This is a genomic window from Ferroacidibacillus organovorans, from assembly GCF_001642725.1.
GTDB lineage: Bacteria > Bacillota > Bacilli > Alicyclobacillales > SLC66 > Ferroacidibacillus > Ferroacidibacillus organovorans.
In genome coordinates this window covers 41,068-59,991 of record NZ_LSUQ01000002.1, presented here as the reverse complement: position 1 = coordinate 59,991, position 18,924 = coordinate 41,068, and the positions used below count along the sequence as shown (strand labels likewise).

The 18,924-nt window shown below is 55.0% G+C and carries 19 protein-coding genes; 15 read left to right on the top strand and 4 right to left on the bottom strand.

Annotation, left to right across the window (positions count from 1 at the left end; translation table 11 throughout):
- The first annotated feature begins 3 nt into the window (after positions 1 to 3).
- Positions 4 to 1,929, top strand: a complete 1,926-nt coding sequence (locus AYW79_RS00935) for a hypothetical protein (RefSeq protein WP_156481953.1) — start codon at positions 4 to 6, stop codon at positions 1,927 to 1,929.
- Positions 1,930 to 2,012: 83 nt separating this feature from the next.
- Here AYW79_RS00935 and AYW79_RS00930 read toward each other — a convergent pair whose 3' ends face one another.
- A complete protein-coding gene (locus AYW79_RS00930; RefSeq protein ID WP_067560587.1) occupies positions 2,013 to 2,333 on the bottom strand; it encodes a nucleotidyltransferase domain-containing protein in 321 nt (106 codons plus the stop codon).
- Between the two features lie 478 nt (positions 2,334 to 2,811).
- On the opposite strand from AYW79_RS00930, the gene AYW79_RS00925 reads away from it, so the two are divergent.
- From AYW79_RS00925 to AYW79_RS00910, 4 genes are all read left to right on the top strand, one after another.
- Entirely contained in the window at positions 2,812 to 3,381 is a 570-nt protein-coding gene (locus AYW79_RS00925) for a manganese catalase family protein (RefSeq protein ID WP_067560585.1), read from the top strand.
- A gap of 62 nt (positions 3,382 to 3,443) precedes the next feature.
- Positions 3,444 to 3,659: a spore coat associated protein CotJA gene (locus AYW79_RS00920; protein ID WP_067560580.1), complete on the top strand. Its 216-nt coding sequence runs from the start codon at positions 3,444 to 3,446 to the stop codon at positions 3,657 to 3,659.
- A 3-nt stretch (positions 3,660 to 3,662) separates the two neighbouring features.
- Complete coding sequence (locus tag AYW79_RS00915) at positions 3,663 to 3,926, top strand: spore coat protein CotJB (protein WP_067560578.1); 264 nt, start codon at positions 3,663 to 3,665, stop codon at positions 3,924 to 3,926.
- Positions 3,927 to 4,003: 77 nt separating this feature from the next.
- Positions 4,004 to 4,369 (top strand): VOC family protein, encoded by a 366-nt coding sequence (locus tag AYW79_RS00910; protein WP_067560576.1) that lies wholly within the window; start codon positions 4,004 to 4,006, stop codon positions 4,367 to 4,369.
- An 85-nt stretch (positions 4,370 to 4,454) separates the two neighbouring features.
- Here the strand turns inward: AYW79_RS00910 and AYW79_RS00905 are convergent, their stop codons facing one another.
- Positions 4,455 to 5,969 (bottom strand): FAD-dependent oxidoreductase, encoded by a 1,515-nt coding sequence (locus AYW79_RS00905; protein WP_156481959.1) that lies wholly within the window; start codon positions 5,967 to 5,969, stop codon positions 4,455 to 4,457.
- A gap of 227 nt (positions 5,970 to 6,196) precedes the next feature.
- Between AYW79_RS00905 and AYW79_RS00900 the strand changes: the two genes are divergently transcribed.
- From AYW79_RS00900 to AYW79_RS00890, 3 genes are all read left to right on the top strand, one after another.
- Positions 6,197 to 6,529: a PadR family transcriptional regulator gene (locus AYW79_RS00900; protein ID WP_156481954.1), complete on the top strand. Its 333-nt coding sequence runs from the start codon at positions 6,197 to 6,199 to the stop codon at positions 6,527 to 6,529.
- Complete coding sequence (locus tag AYW79_RS00895; protein ID WP_067560572.1) at positions 6,526 to 7,401, top strand: permease prefix domain 1-containing protein; 876 nt, start codon at positions 6,526 to 6,528, stop codon at positions 7,399 to 7,401. The genes AYW79_RS00900 and AYW79_RS00895 overlap by 4 nt, the downstream gene beginning before the upstream one ends.
- Before the next feature lie 97 nt (positions 7,402 to 7,498).
- A complete protein-coding gene (locus AYW79_RS00890) occupies positions 7,499 to 8,497 on the top strand; it encodes a Rieske 2Fe-2S domain-containing protein (protein ID WP_231877927.1) in 999 nt (332 codons plus the stop codon).
- Here the strand turns inward: AYW79_RS00890 and AYW79_RS00885 are convergent.
- The gene (locus AYW79_RS00885; RefSeq protein WP_067560568.1) at positions 8,490 to 9,053 is read right to left on the bottom strand and encodes a cysteine hydrolase family protein; all 564 of its coding nucleotides are present in this window, start codon (positions 9,051 to 9,053) and stop codon (positions 8,490 to 8,492) included. The two genes, AYW79_RS00890 and AYW79_RS00885, sit on opposite strands and share 8 nt — an antisense overlap.
- A 143-nt stretch (positions 9,054 to 9,196) precedes the next feature.
- Between AYW79_RS00885 and AYW79_RS00880 the strand changes: the two genes are divergently transcribed.
- The 7 genes from AYW79_RS00880 to hutP all read left to right on the top strand — a co-directional run bounded on the left by AYW79_RS00880 (position 9,197) and on the right by hutP (position 17,203).
- Entirely contained in the window at positions 9,197 to 9,664 is a 468-nt protein-coding gene (locus AYW79_RS00880) for a carboxymuconolactone decarboxylase family protein (RefSeq protein ID WP_067560566.1), read from the top strand.
- 55 nt (positions 9,665 to 9,719) lie between these two features.
- Entirely contained in the window at positions 9,720 to 10,916 is a 1,197-nt protein-coding gene (locus AYW79_RS00875) for a helix-turn-helix domain-containing protein (RefSeq protein WP_067560724.1), read from the top strand.
- Positions 10,917 to 11,029: 113 nt separating this feature from the next.
- Positions 11,030 to 12,703: a urocanate hydratase gene (hutU, locus tag AYW79_RS00870; protein ID WP_067560564.1), complete on the top strand. Its 1,674-nt coding sequence runs from the start codon at positions 11,030 to 11,032 to the stop codon at positions 12,701 to 12,703.
- Positions 12,704 to 12,773: 70 nt separating this feature from the next.
- A complete protein-coding gene (gene hutI, locus AYW79_RS00865; protein ID WP_067560722.1) occupies positions 12,774 to 14,006 on the top strand; it encodes an imidazolonepropionase in 1,233 nt (410 codons plus the stop codon).
- Positions 14,003 to 14,965, top strand: coding sequence for an agmatinase family protein (locus AYW79_RS00860; RefSeq protein ID WP_067560562.1), 963 nt, complete (start codon positions 14,003 to 14,005; stop codon positions 14,963 to 14,965). The genes hutI and AYW79_RS00860 overlap by 4 nt, the downstream gene beginning before the upstream one ends.
- 207 nt (positions 14,966 to 15,172) lie before the next feature.
- A complete protein-coding gene (gene hutH, locus AYW79_RS00855; RefSeq protein WP_067560560.1) occupies positions 15,173 to 16,660 on the top strand; it encodes a histidine ammonia-lyase in 1,488 nt (495 codons plus the stop codon).
- 96 nt (positions 16,661 to 16,756) lie between these two features.
- Positions 16,757 to 17,203 carry a hut operon transcriptional regulator HutP gene (gene hutP, locus AYW79_RS00850; protein ID WP_067560558.1) on the top strand — a complete coding sequence of 149 codons (447 nt, stop codon included), beginning with the start codon at positions 16,757 to 16,759 and terminating at the stop codon, positions 17,201 to 17,203.
- Between the two features lie 85 nt (positions 17,204 to 17,288).
- Here hutP and AYW79_RS00845 read toward each other — a convergent pair whose 3' ends face one another.
- Entirely contained in the window at positions 17,289 to 18,686 is a 1,398-nt protein-coding gene (locus tag AYW79_RS00845) for an MFS transporter (protein WP_067560556.1), read from the bottom strand.
- Positions 18,687 to 18,924: the final 238 nt, after the last annotated feature.

The window sequence follows — 18,924 nt, the reverse complement described above, 5'->3', positions numbered from 1 at the left end:
AGTGTGGCGCATCGTGCCGTCGCGCGTCCTCTACAGACAGGTTGGCGCTATGCGCCACTCACGCCGCAATTCGGCGCGGATGCGTCCTTTGCAGGACTTGCGAACGTGCGCGGGGAACTCCAGGTGACGGTGAGTCACCATGCCGTTTCGGGCAATGGCTCTTTGATCACGACGTATCGAACAGCCCTCTGGAAGGAAAAGAGTGACTCTTTCTCTGCTCCTGTCGCGACGAAAGATGCCCCCAAAGGATACCATGGTCCGATCCAACTCGTGTTTCCTGCGACATTCCCCATGCAGTTCAATGTTCAATCGGTCAAGATTGTACAAGGGACAAAGTCGGCGTCACGCCCGGTTGTCGCATGGCCAAAAGCGATCCCGCTCTACGGATCTGCACAGAATCCACAGAGCGCAGCGCCCGGATCGCTTGATAATCAAATTATCGGACAAAGTGGTGCCTGGCTTTGGGTCGCACTGAAAGGTCCGCAGTTTCCGCCGCTGTATCCGAAACAAGGCCCACTCATCTTTGGCTTTCGCCACTGGAATCGGCTTGTCGCGCTCAATGTGCACACGGGCGCCTACCGATGGTTCACCCTTCCGCAAACCTACTCGCTGTATCAAAGTTCATGGGGTGTGGCTGTGCCAGCTTTTGCGAGTCTCGGTTCTCAGGTGGCCATTTCGGTGGGTTCCTGGATCGGAATCTTTCCGGCAGATCCAGGCGCGGTTTCATCCGCTTCGACCGCTTCCCCCATTCTTGTTGCGGCGCCAAAGGCGAGCCTCGCACGGCGCGGGAGTGAGGCGCTAATGGACTTGAAAATGCTCGACTGGCAGGAGATCAACAGTTTGGCTGCCTACTGGAACAGCATCATGGGCAAACGGGTTCCTGGCATGCCGTTTTATTGCAATGGGCAGGCGCCTGTTTCGTGGAACACTGATCCAGTCGTCTTCAATCACGATGCACTGCCTGCCGCACTCACGTGGGCGATGGAGTATCCGTTTGTGCGCGGTAGTGTTCAGGATCAAGAGCGCACGCGGTTGGAAAGCTCGATGATGGCACTGCTCACCAGTCGATTGAACGGTTACGCGTGGTCGCCTGTGGAAAACACTTATGCGGGTGAGCGCAAGGCGTTTGCGGGTCACGCGCCGCTTTCGTTGCCGGGGTATGTGGTGAAACAGAACGTGTACTGGCCGATACGAGCGAGTGTGTTAAACCTCGGCGCACCGCCGCTGCCCGCTCGTTTTTCTTCCTATTCGGAGTTCGCGCAATCGGTCGGTGCGCTTCTTGGCACGCGTTCGACGATTCCTGTGTTGCTTCCGCAGGATGTGGCAAAAGGGCAAGCAGCAGGTGGACTGAATCCTCCGCGTGGGGCCTATTTCAATGTGCAGGATCAGGTGAATGGCGGTCAGGTGCTTGATGGGTATTCAGTGACCGTTTCCTTTGGGCCGAAGCTTCCGGCAAACTCGCCAAAGATCAACGCGGGAAACGCTGAGATGCTCTATTCGCTGGTGGGTGTGCCCGCCGGATCGGCTCTGCCGCAAGGGATGCGTTGGCCCGCACATGCGTCTTTTCCCGGGAGTCGCGCGTCGCGTGTCCAGCTTGGTGCAGGCGTTGTCGGCACAGTCTGGACGGGTGTATATCAAGGAACAAAAGTGGAGGGTGTCGCGTGGCGGCAGGATGGGCTGACGTGGATCATTCCGCCGTCGAGTTGGCGTTCGGTTCATCCGCTGGCGGATGCGAGCGCGCAAGTCGCACGGCTGGCGCATCTGCACTTTCTATCAGGCGCAACAGGTTTTGGCATCTTCGGGTATGGCCCAGACGCCCCGTCACAAGTGGTGCTGCATACGTATGATGCGACCTATGCGCTTTACGCGACAGGCTGGCGCGCGGCGCAGTTTGCATCCTTGCTGAACGGGGTCAGTGGAATTCAATAATACAGATTGTGTTGAGTGTGTTTCAGGTTGATTTCTCCCCCTTCTCGTATTTTCCAGACAAATCAATGCTGACCGTCCCTTTTTCACGATACCTGCAATCCATGCTTTTGAATATTTTGAGCCATACCCGAATCTTGTTCAAACTCTCGCGGATAGAACCCATGAATTTCGATGTCGAAGGGCGTTTCCAAGTTATATAGCACTCGATTTGCCTTCCTAAATGCCGTAAGAAAATCGGTTTCAAATTCATTAGACACAACAGCGATGTCTAAATCGCTATCGGATTTTTCGGTTCCCGCGATTCTTGATCCAAATATCCAAATGGAGTTGATTTGCATGATTTCTTGTAGGAGTTTTGAATACTCTTGTCCTGTTCGGACTATTTCATCTGTGTTGCCAACCATGACAACACCTCCTCTGTCTTTTGTAATGCAGAGATCACAAATTCGTCTGTCGTTACGCTAGCCACTTTTGAGCGCTCACTTGGGTATCTACCCGCAGTTTGATATACGTTCATTTCGCCGCAAAACTCCAAAATCCACTCTGGGGGAGTCGTGGATAACGGCGTATTCCTTTGCGTCGAGTCCCCATGTCCGAACGATGGGCGAAATGTGGTTGATGATGTGGGGTGGAGGTAGATGACGTTTACATACCTTGGGCTCTCTTGCGTTTGAAGCAAAGGAATCCAGAACGGCACCACATAGCTCACAAATCTCCACCGTGAATCACTACCCTTCTATATTTGCATTATATCCGATTTTTCAGCGTGGTTGGACGTTTTTAGTCTGAATGGGTTCTTGTGGGTTGCCGCCTCGTCGAATAGGTACAATCCCTCGCCGCATACCCATCCCTACAGGCACGTGCGACGGAGGTGATTGAAACATGTGGGTGTATGAAAAAAAGTTGCAGTATCCGGTGCGCGTCAGCAAGTGTGACCCGCAAATGGCCAAGTTGCTGATCGAGCAGTACGGCGGCGCCGACGGGGAACTCGCCGCAGCGCTCCGCTACCTGAATCAGCGGTACACGCTTCCTGACAGGGTCATCGGCCTCTTGACCGACATCGGCACCGAAGAGTTTGCACATCTAGAGATGATTGCGACGATGGTTTACAAGTTGACGAAAGATGTGACGCCGATGCAGCTCAGAGAGGCGGGGCTTGGCGGTCATTTTGCGGATCACGGTTATGATCTGTATCCGCACAATGCGGCGGGTACGCCTTTCATGGCGCCCTATTTTGCGGCGAAGGGAGATCCAATCACCGATTTGTATGAAGACATCGCGGCAGAAGAAAAGGCGCGCGCGACCTATCAGTGGCTGATCGAGATGACGGATGACGTGGACCTACAAGACAGTCTGAAATTTTTGCGTCAGCGCGAGGTGATCCACGCGATACGTTTTCGCGAGGCGGTGGAGATTCTCAAGGAGTACAACGATACACAGCGCGTGTTTTGACGCTTTTTGAGAGGGTTTTGATCATCGATTGCCACACTGACTGAGAAAGGCGCGTGTCCATCATGGATCAGACGCAGTGGAGATTCTATGAGACGTATCGCAGTCCGTACGACCCGTGTCCGCCGCTTGAGCCGAAGCGATTCATTGTTCCACCGAATCAATACATCGTTTTTCAACCCGAAAATCTGCCGCAGTGCACACCAATGCAGGCACTTCAATTAGGGACGCTGTGGCCCGTGCTCTACAGTCCGTATGATCACGGCGATTGGAGGGGATAGACGATGGCACAATTTATCTCCGAATCGTACTATCAGGATTTGCATGAGCTCCAGGCGATCGACTTTGTCCTCGTCGAACTCACGCTGTATCTTGACACGCACCCTGCGGACGCGAACGCATTGGCGCAGTTTGAGCTGTTTCAACGCGGCAAAAAGAATCTCGTCGCACAGTTTGAACATCGCCACGGGCCACTGTATCACTACGGTGAGGGCAAGGGGGGAGCGGGCTTTGCGTGGGCGAAAGGACCGTGGCCGTGGCAGGTCTAATCTTCGTATTGAGTGACGCAGCCCTACATGTGGTGTAAACTGAAATCACGAATCGATGGAGCGCGGAGGTCACTCGAATGGAACCTTTCGTCCTTGGTATTGATCATGTCCAACTCGCGGCTCCTGCGGGGTGTGAGGCGCAGGCGCGGCATTTTTTTAGCGATCTTCTAGGCTTGGTGGAAATAGAAAAACCGGAGAAGTTAAGGACTCGCGGTGGTGTCTGGTTTCTTTGCGGCGCACAGCAACTCCATATCGGTGTCGAGACAGAATTTGCCCCAGCCAAAAAGGCGCACCCGGCGTTTCGCGTGAAGGATCTTGATAAGGTGCGAAAAGAGCTCTCAGATCAAGGCTTTGAAACGATCGAAGATCCGCTTCCTGGGGTGCGTCGTTGCCACGCATTTGACCCGTTCGGGAATCGCCTGGAGTTTGTCGAAGAGAAGTAAACCTACCCATCGATGCTCGTTCGCGACGTCTACGCAAGTGACCGAGCGGGCCTTGTGTTTGTCAACGTTGAGATAAAATCCTTCCTCAGTGGCAGTTCAGGGTTTCGAGCGGTTTTTGTGCAGGCCCTTCGATCACGCCGCCGTCCACGGAAAATCGAGAGCCGTGGCAAGGACAGTCCCAGGTGCGATCGCCGTGATTCCATGAGACTTCGCATCCGAGATGAGTGCATGTCGTATCGACGAGATGGACAACCCCGTTCTCGTCGCGAAAGGCGCCTGCGCGCCTCCCCTCATAGGTGACCAAATCCCCTTCGCCGTTTGCCAAGTCGCCGATTTGCCGAAGCGGTAGTTCAAATTTCCCTTTGATGAGATGGGCAGTCACGTTTGCATTCTGCGCAAAAAATCGCTTCAGGCTCGGGTCGACGTACATGCGCGAAGGCGTGTAAAGATCGCGGTAGGGATTGTCACGGTTCATCACGATGTCCCTCAAGAGAAGCGCAGCAGCCGTCCCTGTAGTCATTCCCCACTTTCGATACCCGGTTGCCACCAATACGCTAGGGTTGCCTGATGTGATCTCTCCGATGTATGCAACCTTATCCAGTGTCACGAGGTCTTGGGCTGACCAGCGATAGAGCACATCGCGCAGACCGAAAACGCTCTGTCCGAAGGTTGCGAGGTCTTCGTAGTAGGTGAGGGTGTCTTTCCCTTGTCCTGTGATGTGATTGCCACCGCCAATCAGCACGGCGTCTTCGCGGCCGATATTTACAGAGCGTAGGGACTGATAGGGTGCATCGACGTTTACATACACGCCGCCTGGATAGCGTTTATCTGTTTTTGCCGCGATGACATACGATCGCTCGGCGTGCATCCGCGCAAAGTAGAAACCGAGTCCGTCATAAAAGGGGAAGTGAGAGCAGGCGAGGACGTGGTTTGTCGATACGCGATGCCCTTCGCGCGTGACGACGGTTGGACGCTCTCCATCCTCGACATCCACGGCGACGGTTTGCTCGAAAATTTGCCCACTCATGTTTGCGATCTCGCGAGTGAGGTGTGCGAGATACTCCAGTGGATGAAACTGTGCCTGCCCCTTCATGCACAGCGCGCGCTGAATGGAAAAATCAAACGGTAGCGTGTCGGTGAGAAAGCCCTCGATGCCGAGTTTCTGATACGCGTCGTACTCTCGCTCCAGCTTTCTTGCCGTGGTATCGGTCGTTGCGTAAATATAGGCGTCTTCACTGTCGAGTTGGCAGGAGATGGATTGCTCGCGGACGATGTTCTCGATAAAACGGCTTGCGCTGGTTGTCGCCTCATAGTAGAGTTTCGCTTTTTCCCGGCCCATATGGTGGATCAACTCATCATAAATCAGATCGTGCTGCGCGCTGATCTTTGCCGTGGTGTGCCCCGTCGTGCCGTTTAACAGGTGATCCGCCTCGAGCAGCGCGACGCGCAAGCCTTCCTTACACAGGAGATAGGCGGCGGTGATGCCCGTGATACCGCCACCGACGACGGTGACGTCGACAGTGATGTCGCGATCAAGCGATGGGAAGGCTGGCAGTTCGACAGAGTCTCGCCAGTACGATTGGGATGTTTGTGGAAGCATTGTAGCGCCAGAAGTTTTGGTCACGCGGCATCCTCCGTAAGGTTTTGGATTGATCTTCCATCGTTTTCCCTGCGCGTGCCGTATTTATGCGTTGGCTGCAAATCCAATCAATACGGTTCTTTATTTTTCTTTATACAAAGAAATGAGAAACTTGCATAATTATCTTGCGTAGCTATATACTGTGTATATCGATATATATGCAAATTGATTTTGGGGGTTCAATCATCTTGGAAGGTCAAATGTTAAAGGGTTTTATTGATGGAATTTTGCTCTCGATTCTATCCGAAAGAGAGTCGTATGGCTACGATATGATGAAGACGGTTCAGGAACGCACCGATAGGCAGTTGGAAATCAAGGAAGGGACATTGTATCCTGCCTTGCGGCGTTTAGAAGCAGAAGGCTTAATTGTGGGAAAATGGGCTACACACGAACAGGGCGCACGAAGGCGATATTATCACATCACACAAAATGGTAAGGACGAATTACAACGAATAAAAGCATCGTGGAGCAAGAATTACCGCGTTATTCATACCTTTTTGAAGGAGGATTATTCCTTGTGAAAATTGATGATTATCTTGAGCGAGTTTTTTATTGGAGTTTCTTCAGCAAACGCGAGCGGCAGGATCGAGCGGATGAGTTGAGGGTACATCTTGAAGAAACCGTAGAAGATTTTATGTCGCGAGGTTTCAGCCAACCAGATGCGTTGGAGATAGCCATCCAACAGTGTGGAAATCCTTCAAAACTTCGCAGACAATTGACGGCGAGTGCGTTTGGCATGTCCAGTGCTTGGATTGTGCGAATTGCGAGCCTCTTTGTTGTATTATTCTTTATTTTTGTAATTCTCACGCCGCGCGTGCCACTGTTTTCTCCTTCGCTTATGCTCTGTCTTGCTATATTGTCAATCATGTTTAGTACTACGAGAAAACGTAAAGATCGATGGGCGTTGTACGTTGGCTTGATACCCTTTTGTATTGCTTATCTTCAATCCCATGATCGATCCATTTTTGCGCTTATGGAACCGTCAGCATCTACCAATCAACCATCCATTTTGGGAAATATTTTATTGCCGAGTTGGTTTTTGTATACCTCACCTTACTTCAGAGTTGTTTACGAGAGTTTCTTTGGTTTGATCACGCTTTATGGATTTGGTTTAGTCTTATTTGGCTGGACAAAAAATGTGTGGAGCAGCGCCGTACCTTTGATTTACTCTATTGCGATAAGCGTGTGGCCTGTGGTGCGAGATACAGTGAAATTTTTACTGTGGCGAACTTTCCATGATCTACTATTCAAGAATCCCCCACCACTCGAATCTCCAAATCATATCATTCTTCTAAGCGTGGCATCCAGATTGCTTGTCCTCTTGTTTGTCGTGCTAACCGCGCGTTGGCTTTCGGTTCGCTTCCATCGAAACGCAATGGCACAAGTTGATTGATCTCAGCGTTTTGTGGTTGCAATGGGTACTTGCCGCGGGAGTTTATCGCGTACTCGCCATACGATAAAGAAAGGATTTGGCTGAGTGATCTTGCGGGGTGAGCGATGTGATTCGAGGTGCCTGGTACGCTGTGACGCAGCGAGAAAACCTGACAACAAAACCGATGAAGGTGACAATTCACGGGCAGGATTATGTTCTCTACCGGGATGAGAAGGGGATGGTCTGCGCCGGGGATGCCTACTGCCCGCATCGCGGGTGTGACCTGTCGCTGGGGACGGTGGAAGGCGCCGAACTCATCTGCCCTTTTCACGGCTGGCGCTTTGACCGCGACGGACGCTGCACGCGCGTGCCTGCGAATCGTGGTGTTTGGGATGTGCCGAAAAATGCGGCGCGCGCGACCTACGAAGCGTGCGAGAAAGCGGAATGGGTGTGGCTTTACACAGCGCCGAAACGTGTGGATATGGACGCTTCAACGGAGCCTGACTTGTTTCCGGAACTGTGTTCGGATAACTGGACGCGCACGCCGTTTCGGGCGACGTGGCATGCGCATTTCGTGCGGGTCGTGGAAAGCGTTCTCGATGTCTCCCATCTGCCGTTTGTCCACCCGCAAACGACAGGCGCAGGTGTGAACCCAGAGGTGGATGGCCCTGAGTACGCGTTGACGTCTAACCGCATCCTCATTCACCCCAAACCGTTTGCCCCTGTCCATCCGATGGAACCTGTGGAAGCCGTTGAAACAGAAGATGAGCGCACAGAAATCGAACTGCGCGCGCCAAACCTCTGGATCATCCGCACCCCAATGGGGGATGGAAATGCGATGTGCACGTTCCTCACGTTTACGCCGTGCGATACGCAAACGACCGAGATCTTTGGAGCGGTCGCGCGCAATTTTGACATGGACTCGCCACTCCTTGACGAGTTTCATCTAAGCCACACACGCTTTGTGATGGGGCAAGATCAGGCGATCATCGAGAGCATCCGGCCCGTGGCGCCGCCTTATGATCTGCACCGTGAGGCGCACGTCCGCTCAGACGGTCCCACCGTTCACTATCGCGCCATGATGCGCACATGGCTCGAAGAAGAGTCGCTTAGGTAAGCGTCGCGATCCACTCGTCGACACACAAGACGTCCGCCTGTCGCGGAAACACCTTTTCCACGAGAACACGATGCACCTCAGGGTCGGCGTCGAGGCACGCGTCAGAGAGTACGATCAGCCCGAAGTCCATATCTGCCGCCTCTCGCACGGTGGAGAGGACGACGCCGCTCGTGGCGATCCCGCACAGGACAAGCGTGTCAATCCGTCGCGCGCGCAAGATCACATCGAGATCACTTCCGGCAAACGCGCTCACGCGTCGTTTTGTGACGATCGGTTCATCCTGGCGCGGCGCAACTGACGCATGGATCTGTGTTGCCGCATCCCCTTCGGTCATTCCACCGTGGCCCGCAATCGCCGCGAACGACTTGTTGCGCGCACTCACCTCTGGATAGCCTTCGCGAAACGCTACGCGCACGTAGATGACAGGCATCTTTGCCTGCCGCGCGGCTGCGACAGCTTTTGCAAACGGTGCCAACACTTCGTCACTCTGCGCAAAACGCGAAACAATTCCGTTTTGCAGGTCCATCACGAGCAGCGCCGAGCGCTGATTCTCCACGGTTCATTCCCCCTGATCGATGGTACAGTGTCATTATGGTTGTGTCATAATAGGATGATACTTCGCGAAACGGCGCCGAGCGCCCTTTTCGCGTGACGGTTGCGCTGTCTATCATACCAAATTCGCACGGGGGGGTCTTTGCCATGGAACCACGCATGAATTATGCACAGGTTGATCCGGACGTCAGGAACGCCATGATGCATCTGGAACGTTATGTCCGCCAGAGCGGGCTTGATCCCAAGATGCTCGAACTGGTCAAAATTCGCGCCTCTCAAATCAATGGCTGCGCGTTTTGCATCGACATGCACACGATCGATGCGCGCGCGGGGGAAGAGACCGAGCAGCGCCTCTATCTGCTAAACGCCTGGCGCGAATCCCCGTTTTACTCCGACGCCGAGCGGGCAGCGCTGGAACTGACGGAAACGCTCACGCAGATCTCGACGCATCACGTGTCGGATGAACTCTTTGCGCGCGTGCGCGAACACTTTAGCGAGAAACAGTACATCCAGCTCGTCATGGCGATCAACACGATCAACAGTTGGAATCGTTTGTCCATCGCGACAGGCGCCCTGCCGGGAACATACCAGCCGCCGCAGAAAAAGGGGGATTGAAGGCAAACGCTTGCGCCGCGAATAGGTCGAACAGCAGAGGTGTTGAAACGTGGAGATGCGTCACGCGGAGATTGCGTTTGCGCACGGGTTGATCTCAGGAACGTTTGTTCACGAAGGGGACTTCGCAAAGCTGCAAGAAGCGTGTGGCATCTCGCTTTGCCCAAACGGGATCTTCATCGTGTCGATCGACCGCTACCCACAGCGAGTCAACGAGTATCCGCCTTCGTGGCCTAAAGAGGTCGGTCACGCGCTGCGCGAGACGGTTGCTAACACCATGGCGCGCGAAGGCGTGCCAACCACCTGCATCTGGACAGAAGAAGGCGTGCTCGTGGTGCTTTTTCAGATGGATCACGCGTGCGGATCGCAGCTCCTTCATACCGAGGCACGCGTGACACAGACTGCAAAGCTACTTCAGCATGCGCTTGCAGCGCGTGATCTCGCTGTGTCAATCGGCATCAGCGCGCTCTGCGCGGAGCCACTTCAATTGCGTCGCGCGTATCAAGAAGCGCTGCGCGCGATGAGCGGGCGATTCTTTCAGGGCAATCAGCAGCTTTACCGCGCGTGCGACGTACAGGATGTTGGCGTTGTGCCAAATCCATTGCGCGCGGAAGAAAAGCTCGAATTGATCGCGCGCGTAAAGCTTGGGGATGTGCGCGGCGTCAGCGTCTTGGTGCCGATGATCCTTTTGCGACTGGCGGAGGATTGCCAGAGGAAGGTTGAGGGCTTCAAATCGGAAGTCATTGATCTGCTGATGCAGATGTCGCGAGAGGTCGTTAACGCGGGGATCAGCGCGGCGGAAATCCTCTCAAAGAATGCCCGGTTTGTCCACGACCTCTATCAGACCATTCGCTACGACACGTTTGTCGGCCATGTCCTGGCGTATGCGCAGTGGCTTACGTCACGTGTTGACACTTCGCGAATGTCGGCGTGTTCGCCAGTGATTCGCGATGCGCTTCAGTATATCCATCACCACCACCAGGACCCCTTGACCCTTGATCAGATTGCAAAGGTGGCGTGTCTTAGCAAGTATCATCTCAGCCATCGCTTCAAGCAGGAGGTAGGCCTTAGCGTGATGGACTACGTTCGCCGCATTCGACTTGAAAAAGCCGCTTTTTATCTCACCTCCTCGACCCTCTCCCTGCAACAGATCGCAACGCTTGCGGGGTTTTCTGACGCAAACTATTTTGGCAGGATGTTCAAAAAGGAATACGGCTGTACGCCCAAAGCGTATCGGGCTGCGCACGCGGTCTGAGACGTGAACGACCGCAAGATTGTGCTAGGAAAGAACAATCCGCGACCGTTTTTGTGTAAGCGTTTCCGCGTACGATGGGATTATACGTTCGCATGGCAAAGGAGACGGAAGACATGAGTGATGGATTGACATCGACAGCGCGCGTCATTCGAGCGCCGCGCGGAACGGAGATCAGCGCAAAAGGCTGGCAGCAAGAGGCGGTATTGCGGATGCTGATGAACAACCTTGACCCGGAGGTGGCGGAACGCCCCGAAGATCTCGTCGTGTACGGCGGAATTGGAAAAGCCGCGCGAAACTGGGCAAGCTTTGACAAGATTGTGGAGTGCCTGCGCGATCTTGAGGCGGATGAAACCCTCTTGATCCAATCTGGGAAACCGGTGGGCGTCTTTCGCACGCACCGCCACGCGCCGCGCGTGCTCCTTTCGAATTCCGTGTTGGTGCCGGCATTCGCGAACTGGGAGACGTTTCACGAATTGGATCAAAAGGGACTCATCATGTTCGGCCAGATGACCGCGGGAAGCTGGATCTATATTGGTAGTCAAGGCATCCTCCAAGGCACTTACGAGACATTCGCGGAAGCGGCGCGCCAGCACAGCGGGGGCACGCTTAGAGGGACGCTTACGCTGAGCGCCGGACTTGGCGGAATGGGCGGCGCGCAACCGCTTGCCGTCACCATGAATGAAGGTGTGTTCATCGGGGTTGAGATCGACCCGTCGCGCATCAAGCGTCGTGTCGAGACGCGCTACTGTGACGTGCTTGTGCATGATCTGGATGAGGCGCTTTCGCGCGCGCGCGCCGCACAGGAGAGAGGGGAGCCGCTCTCAATCGGACTTGTCGGCAACGCGGCTGAAGTTTTGCCGGAGATGGTTCGCCGCGGTATTGTGCCGGATTTTGTGACAGATCAAACGTCGGCGCACGATCCACTCAACGGCTACATTCCTGTCGGATATACGCTTGACGCGGCGGCAGAACTTCGCAAAAGCGACCCAAAAGCATATGTGGCGCTCGCGAAAAAGGCGATGGCAACGCACGTGCAGGCGATGCTTGATTTCAAGAGGATGGGTTCGGTCGTTTTTGACTATGGCAATAACATCCGGCAGGTGGCGTTTGACGAAGGCGTGCAGGACGCGTTTTCTTTTCCAGGCTTTGTTCCCGCGTACATTCGACCGCTTTTTTGCGAGGGCAAAGGGCCGTTTCGTTGGGCGGCACTTTCTGGCGACCCGCGCGATATCGAAAAAACGGATGAATTGGTGCTAAAGCTCTTTCCTGAGAATGAGGCGCTTCACCGTTGGATCAAGCTCGCTCGTGAAAAAGTGGCGTTTCAGGGACTGCCAGCCCGAATCTGCTGGCTTGGCTATGGCGAGCGGATGAAGTTTGGTCTCGCGATCAACGAGATGGTGCGAAATGGCGAGTTGCTGGCCCCGATCGTGATTGGCCGCGACCATCTGGACTGCGGATCGGTCGCCTCGCCCAATCGTGAAACAGAGGCGATGAAGGATGGCAGCGACGCGGTGGCCGACTGGGCCGTTTTGAACGCACTTGTGAACACCGCTTCTGGCGCGAGTTGGGTCTCGTTTCACCACGGCGGGGGCGTCGGGATGGGTTATTCGCTGCACGCCGGAATGGTGGTCGTGGCCGATGGAACCGATGAGGCGGACGAACGATTGTCGCGCGTGTTGACGACAGACCCTGGCATGGGGATCATCCGGCATGCGGACGCTGGGTACGAGAAGGCGATCGACGTGGCAAAGGAGCGTGGGGTGCGCGTTCCAATGCTTGGGATCTGAGACGGGAGGGAAGAACGTGGCAGAAGGCGCAGTGGACCTGCTGGTGCACAATGTCGGGACGCTGATCACGATGCGCGGAGGGCCAGGTCCGCGCTCAGGTGCGAGCATGGCAGAAATCGGCGCGGTCGCAGGCGGCGCCGTGGCGATTGGCGATGGCTTGATCCTCGCGGCAGGGCGCGAGGAGGATGTGCGCGATCAGATCGCAGGGCGCGCGATTTTGCAAGAACTGGACGCGCAGGGGCGGCTGGTGACGCCAGGTCTTATCGATCCGCACACACACCTCGTGCACGGCGGATCGCGGGAGCACGAGCTTGCGCTAAAGTTACGGGGTGTAACCTACTTAGAGATTCTGGCGCAAGGCGGAGGAATCCTTAGCACGGTGGAAATGACGCGCGCGGCGACAGAGGATGAACTCTATGTGAAGGCAAAAAAGAGTCTTGACACGATGCTGCTTTATGGCGCGACGACGGTCGAGGCGAAAAGTGGGTATGGCCTCACGCTCGAGGATGAACTGAAACAACTGCGCGTCGCAAAGCGTTTGCAAGAGACGCACGCGGTCGACGTGGTGTCAACATTCATGGGCGCGCACGCGGTGCCTACTGAGTACAAGGAGCGCGCGGACGCGTATGTGTCGACCGTGATCGACACGATGCTTCCCGAGATCAAACGGCTTGGCCTCGCGGAGTTTTGTGACGTGTTTTGCGAGCACGGCGTGTTCACCGTGGAGCAGTCACGTGCGATCCTGCGCGCGGCGCGCACGCTTGGGTTCGGGCTGAAAATCCACGCAGACGAGATTGAATCGATGGGCGGCGCGGAACTGGCGGCGGAGCTTGGTTGTATCTCTGCGGAACACCTGCTGGCGGCGACTGACGAAGGACTGAACGCGATGGCGCGCGCGGGTGTCGTCGCCGTCTGTCTGCCGGCCACCTCGTTTAACCTGCGTGTGGCCAATCACGCGCGGGCGCGCGCGATGATTGAGATGGGCGTGTCAGTCGCACTTTCGACCGACTATAACCCGGGGAGTTCGCCGACGGAGTCACTCCAACTTGTGATGACCTTGGCGTGTCTTCATCTGCGGATGACGCCAGAAGAGGTAATCACGGCGCTTACAATCAACGCGGCGCACGCGATCGGACGGGCGGATCAGATTGGCAGCCTGGAAGTTGGCAAGCAGGCGGATCTTGTCCTTTATCACGCGCCAAATCTCGCCTACCTTCCGTATCACTTTGGGATCAATCACGTCGATACGGTGGTGAAAAAAGGGAGAATCGTCGTCACAGATGGAAAGGTGGTACCCTTTTGATACAACGTGTTGAACCTCCATTTTCGCGATTTCGCGATCGCCTTGACCCGAAGGTCGCGGATTGGGTGTTTCCGTATGACAGCGCGAGCAGGTTTGACATCGCCTTGCTCGGGGCGCCGCTCAGTAAGACATCGATCAGCCACTCAGCCGCTTTCCGGCTTCCGGACGCGATTCGTGCGCTGTTTCACAGCTACAGCCCGTACAGTGTCCATCACCAAATGGATCTGAGCGAGCGACTGCGCGTTGCGGATCTCGGAAATGTGCAGATGCATCTTACGGATCTCGCACTGTGCCAGAAGTGGATCGAAGATGCGGTGTACTCTTATGGCGAGACGCATGCACAGCCGCTCGTGCTACTTGGCGGTGACCACTCGATCACAGGCGCTGCGCTGCTCGGACTGACGCGCGCCACCAAGCGGACGTATGGGGTCATTCACTTTGACGCGCACCATGACGTGCGGAATCTGGAGGATGGCGGACGTTCCAACGGCACACCGTTTCGGACATTGCTCGACTCAGGCGCGATTGCCGGGAGACACGTGGTGCAAATCGGCATCCGCGACTACGTGAACGCAAAGGCGTATCACGCGTATGTTGTGCAGGAAGGCGTCACGGTTGTGACGGCGCGGCAGGTGTTTCGGACGGGGCTCGCACAGGTGCTCGAAGAAGCGTATGCTCACGTGAGCAAAGAGACGGATGGCGTGTATGTGAGCTTTGACATGGATGTGCTCGATCAGAGCTTCGTGCCAGGTGTTCCGGCGCCGGGGCCGGGTGGTCTCACGGTCTGGGATGCGCTCGAGGCACTGGAGTGGCTCGGGGCAAAATCGAACGTTCAAGCCGTTGATTTTGTGTGCGCCGATCCTGCGCAGGACGTGCGGGATTTTACGACGCGTGTGGCGACAAACCTCCTTTTGGCGTTTTTAGCGGGAAAATCACTCGCAAAAGGTGCGAACGTTTGACAATTCGCCGCGCGCGGCATAGGTTTTAACAAGGTAGGTAGTCACAAGTCATGAGTGAAATGAACGCGATGAGATAAAACAGCCCATAGCGATGTGTGAGTAGGGGGCTAGGGTAGGAAACTTCGGTTTCTTGCTCTAGTCCTCTCTATCTTTTTACGCATAGCACGCGCGCTGTTTCGGAACGGTATTCCAATAGGAGTTGACGAGATGACGATTTATTTGGATGGAAACGGACTCACCCTCGATCAGGTGGCGCGTGTTCTGTACGACTTTGAATCCGTTGAGATTCACCCGAACGCCTGGCAAAACATCGAGAAAAGTAGAGCGGTTGTCGAGCGCAATCTCGCGGAGGGGAACGTGATCTATGGTGTCACGACAGGGTTTGGCAAATTCAGTGACGTTGTGATTCCAGTCGGTGACGTTGAAGCGCTGCAACTGAATCTGATCCGCAGTCACGCGTGTGGCATCGGCGATCCGTTTTCAGAAAGAGTCAGCCGCGCCATGCTGCTGTTGCGCGCAAACGCGCTTGCCAAAGGCTACTCGGGCTGTCGCAAAGAGACATTGCAGCGCTTGGTGGATTGCCTGAACCAGCAAATCCATCCGGTGATTCCGAGCCAAGGGTCGCTCGGCGCGAGTGGCGATCTGGCGCCGCTTGCTCACTTGGCGCTCGTGCTGATCGGCGAAGGCAAGGCGCACTATGACGGGAGAGTGATGAGCGGTGGGGAGGCGCTCTCGCAAGCGGGACTGACGCCGATTCGCCTGCAGGCAAAAGAAGGTTTGGCGCTGATCAATGGCACGCAGGCGATGACCGCGGTGGGCGTGATCGCCTACCTTGAGGCGGAGCGCCTGGCGGAATTTGCGGATGGCGTCGCCGCGCTCACTTTAGAGGCGTTGCGCGGTGTCGTTGACGCGTTCGCGCCAGAAGCGCAGGATGTTCGCCCCTATCCTGAGCAGCGCGAGGTTGCCGATCGGGTGCTTTCATATGTGGAAGGGAGCCAGTTGACGACAAGACAGGGAGAGATTCGCGTACAGGATGCGTACTCGCTGCGCTGTATTCCGCAGGTGCACGGAGCGATCCGTCAGGTACTTACTTATGTCAAGGAGAAATTACTCATTGAGATGAATGCTGCAACCGACAACCCGCTCATTTTCTCAGACACTGGACGCGTGATATCCGGAGGTAATTTCCACGGGCAGCCCATCGCGTTTGCGATGGATTTCCTCGGAATCGCGATGGCAGAGCTCGCCAACATTTCCGAGCGCCGGATTGAGCGTCTGGTCAATCCGCAGCTAAATGATCTGCCAGCCTTTTTGAGTCCACAGCCAGGCCTTCAATCGGGACTGATGATCACACAGTACGCTGCCGCATCGTTGGTATCAGAAAACAAGACGTTGGCGCATCCGGCGAGCGTGGATTCCATCCCCTCTTCGGCCAATCAGGAGGATCACGTGAGTATGGGAACGATCGGCGCACGCCACGCGCATCAGATCATCCATAATGTTCGGCGGGTGCTCGCCATCGAGGGAATTTGCGCCGCGCAGGCGGCCGATCTTCGCGGCGTCGATCGACTGGCGCCAAAAACGCGCAAACTGCATCAGCAGATTCGCGCGAGCGTCCCTTTTATCGATCAGGATCGCGCCTATTCCGAAGACATTGAGCGTCTTGCCCACTGGATCAGCCAATCGTTTGTCTGAGGATCATTGTCACATGAGAAAACTGCAGGGAACGTCGCTGCGACGCTTCGTGGTAAGCTATAGGCGTGATTTGGATTGACAAGTGGGGTGGGCGCGATGTTTCCTAAAAATCAAATCGGTAAAGCGGCGATGCTACTCGTACTCTCCGGTGAGGGAGAGGAGCAGGATCGCCTGCTCAAAGCGCTTGATGAGAGCGGCTTTACGGTGGCCCTGGGTAGAGTGGGCACGATGGATTCGCAAAAGATTGTTGCGGCAGTGGAGACGGCGGCGAAGAAAAATGGAATCATCAGTTCAGAGCGGTATCGCGAGGAACACGCGCTGTATCACGCGATTATGGAAGCGTTACTGGGTGTGGGGCGCGGCGTCGTCTCGTTTGGGGCACAGTTGCGAACGGTGGGGCTGCGCTTTTCGATTGTGCGTGGGAGGCCCTATGCGTCGCCTGACGAAGGGGAGTGGATCGCCGTCGCTTTTTATGGCACGATCGGCGCGCCCGTCAAAGGGTGGGAGCATGAGGCGCTTGGCATCGGGATCAATCACATGTAGTCTGTTCTGTTATGGAGCGTGAACACAAAAAACACCTGACGTCGCTCGTCGCTCGAGCAAAACGTCAGGTGTTTTTTGTGTCGTATTAAGAGTAGGTTACAGACAGGCTTTTTGCTGCAGAAGGCTGTTGGGCGATCGGTAACTCGTTTTCTTCCAGGGAGCGTTGCTTCATTTCTGGCAGTGTGATCAAGGTGAGTAGAATACCGAGTGCTGACACGCCAGCCAGAAGTCCCATGGTGCTGCTAAGACCTGCTGATTTTAGAATGCCTGGGAGCACGAAGGCGCCAAGGAAGGCGCCGATCTTTCCGCCTGCGGCGGACATGCCGTGGCCCGTGCCGCGCAAGCGGGTCGGGAAGACTTCGGATGGGACTAAGAAGGTCGTTGTGTTCGGGCCAAATTCAATGAAGAAGTAGCTGACACCATAGATGATTAAAAACAGAATGGGAAGCTTTGCGATGGCGGGCACCAGGAACAAAGAGAGGTATGCGAGCGCCATAACGCCAAAGCCAACGCTTTGAATCACTTTGCGACCGATGCGATCCATGTATTTTGCGGCGACAAAGTATCCGGGAACCGCGGCGACCAGGAAGATTGCGGCGGCCACGAGCGTGGTCGTGACAAGTGATGCATTTGGTAACAGAGCCTTTAAGATAAGCTGCGAAGAAACGCCATTGCCATAGAATGCCACGTCGATCAGAAACCAGCTACCCGCTGTTCCGATGAGGCGGACAATATTTTTACGCGTTAAGAAGGTAGGCTTTTGCGTTGCTTGCGGCGTGCTTTCTACAGCCGAAACCGTCGCGCCAGTCAGTCCACTCACGATCTCTGCCGCTTTGGCTTGATCCTGTTTTACAGAAACGAGATAGCGCGGTGTTTCGGACAATTTTCTGCGCAGATAAATGACAGAAGCGGCAGGGATGGCGCCGAGGCCAAGCATGACGCGCCATGCGATTGCGTGAGACATTCCTGTCGAGAGGAGAATGGACGCGATCAATGGACCTGCCAAAAGGCCGAGGCCTTGCATCGAGAACACCATGGTGACAAGTAAACCGCGATTTTTGCGATTGGAGTATTCACTCATAATGACAGAACTGGTAGGATAGTCACCGCCTACGCCAAGACCTACAAGGAAGCGAAAGAGGACGAGCCAGCCAAAGGAAGGCGCGAACGCGGATAATACAGCACCGAGCGTCAAGAGGATCACTTCGATGCCATACATGGCTTTGCGGCCAAGGACATCCATCAGTTTGCCAAAAAAAAGTGCGCCGAGTGCCGCCGCCGCTAAGGATGTGCTGTTTAGAATGGCCAATTCGGTCGTGCTCAAATGCCATAGAGGAGTAAGGATTGCAGTTACGGTACCGATAATAAAGAGATCGTATGCATCTGTAAAGAAACCCATTCCCGTGGTAAACATGGTTTTCCAGTGGAATTTTTGCAGCCCACTCTCATCGAACGCATGTAAGACCCCTGAGTTTGTTGCCACTGAATGTACGCTCCTTTAAAAAATAGGTTTTATAGCACGCGGCTGTGTCTTCAACCGCACTTGATGAATACAACGTAAGTTTATCGCTCTTTCGTGAAGAAAGGATAATCAATGTGTAAAGGTTTTGTAAATGTAACGATCTGCCAAGGCATTCTATACCGAATATTTACCTGATGTAGATACTCCCCACACGTTAGGTTTACAAAGCGACCGTATGCTTAGACGCGTGAAGGTTAAG

Coding starts and splice junctions, on each gene's coding strand:
- AYW79_RS00930 (WP_067560587.1), bottom strand. CDS start 2,333: ATGGTTGGCAACACAGATGAAATAGTCCGAACAGGACAAGAGTATTCA.
- AYW79_RS00925 (WP_067560585.1), top strand. CDS start 2,812: ATGTGGGTGTATGAAAAAAAGTTGCAGTATCCGGTGCGCGTCAGCAAG.
- AYW79_RS00920 (WP_067560580.1), top strand. CDS start 3,444: ATGGATCAGACGCAGTGGAGATTCTATGAGACGTATCGCAGTCCGTAC.
- AYW79_RS00915 (WP_067560578.1), top strand. CDS start 3,663: ATGGCACAATTTATCTCCGAATCGTACTATCAGGATTTGCATGAGCTC.
- AYW79_RS00910 (WP_067560576.1), top strand. CDS start 4,004: ATGGAACCTTTCGTCCTTGGTATTGATCATGTCCAACTCGCGGCTCCT.
- AYW79_RS00905 (WP_156481959.1), bottom strand. CDS start 5,969: ATGCTTCCACAAACATCCCAATCGTACTGGCGAGACTCTGTCGAACTG.
- AYW79_RS00880 (WP_067560566.1), top strand. CDS start 9,197: ATGGAACCACGCATGAATTATGCACAGGTTGATCCGGACGTCAGGAAC.
- AYW79_RS00875 (WP_067560724.1), top strand. CDS start 9,720: ATGCGTCACGCGGAGATTGCGTTTGCGCACGGGTTGATCTCAGGAACG.
- hutU (WP_067560564.1), top strand. CDS start 11,030: ATGAGTGATGGATTGACATCGACAGCGCGCGTCATTCGAGCGCCGCGC.
- hutI (WP_067560722.1), top strand. CDS start 12,774: ATGCGCGGAGGGCCAGGTCCGCGCTCAGGTGCGAGCATGGCAGAAATC.
- hutH (WP_067560560.1), top strand. CDS start 15,173: ATGACGATTTATTTGGATGGAAACGGACTCACCCTCGATCAGGTGGCG.
- hutP (WP_067560558.1), top strand. CDS start 16,757: ATGTTTCCTAAAAATCAAATCGGTAAAGCGGCGATGCTACTCGTACTC.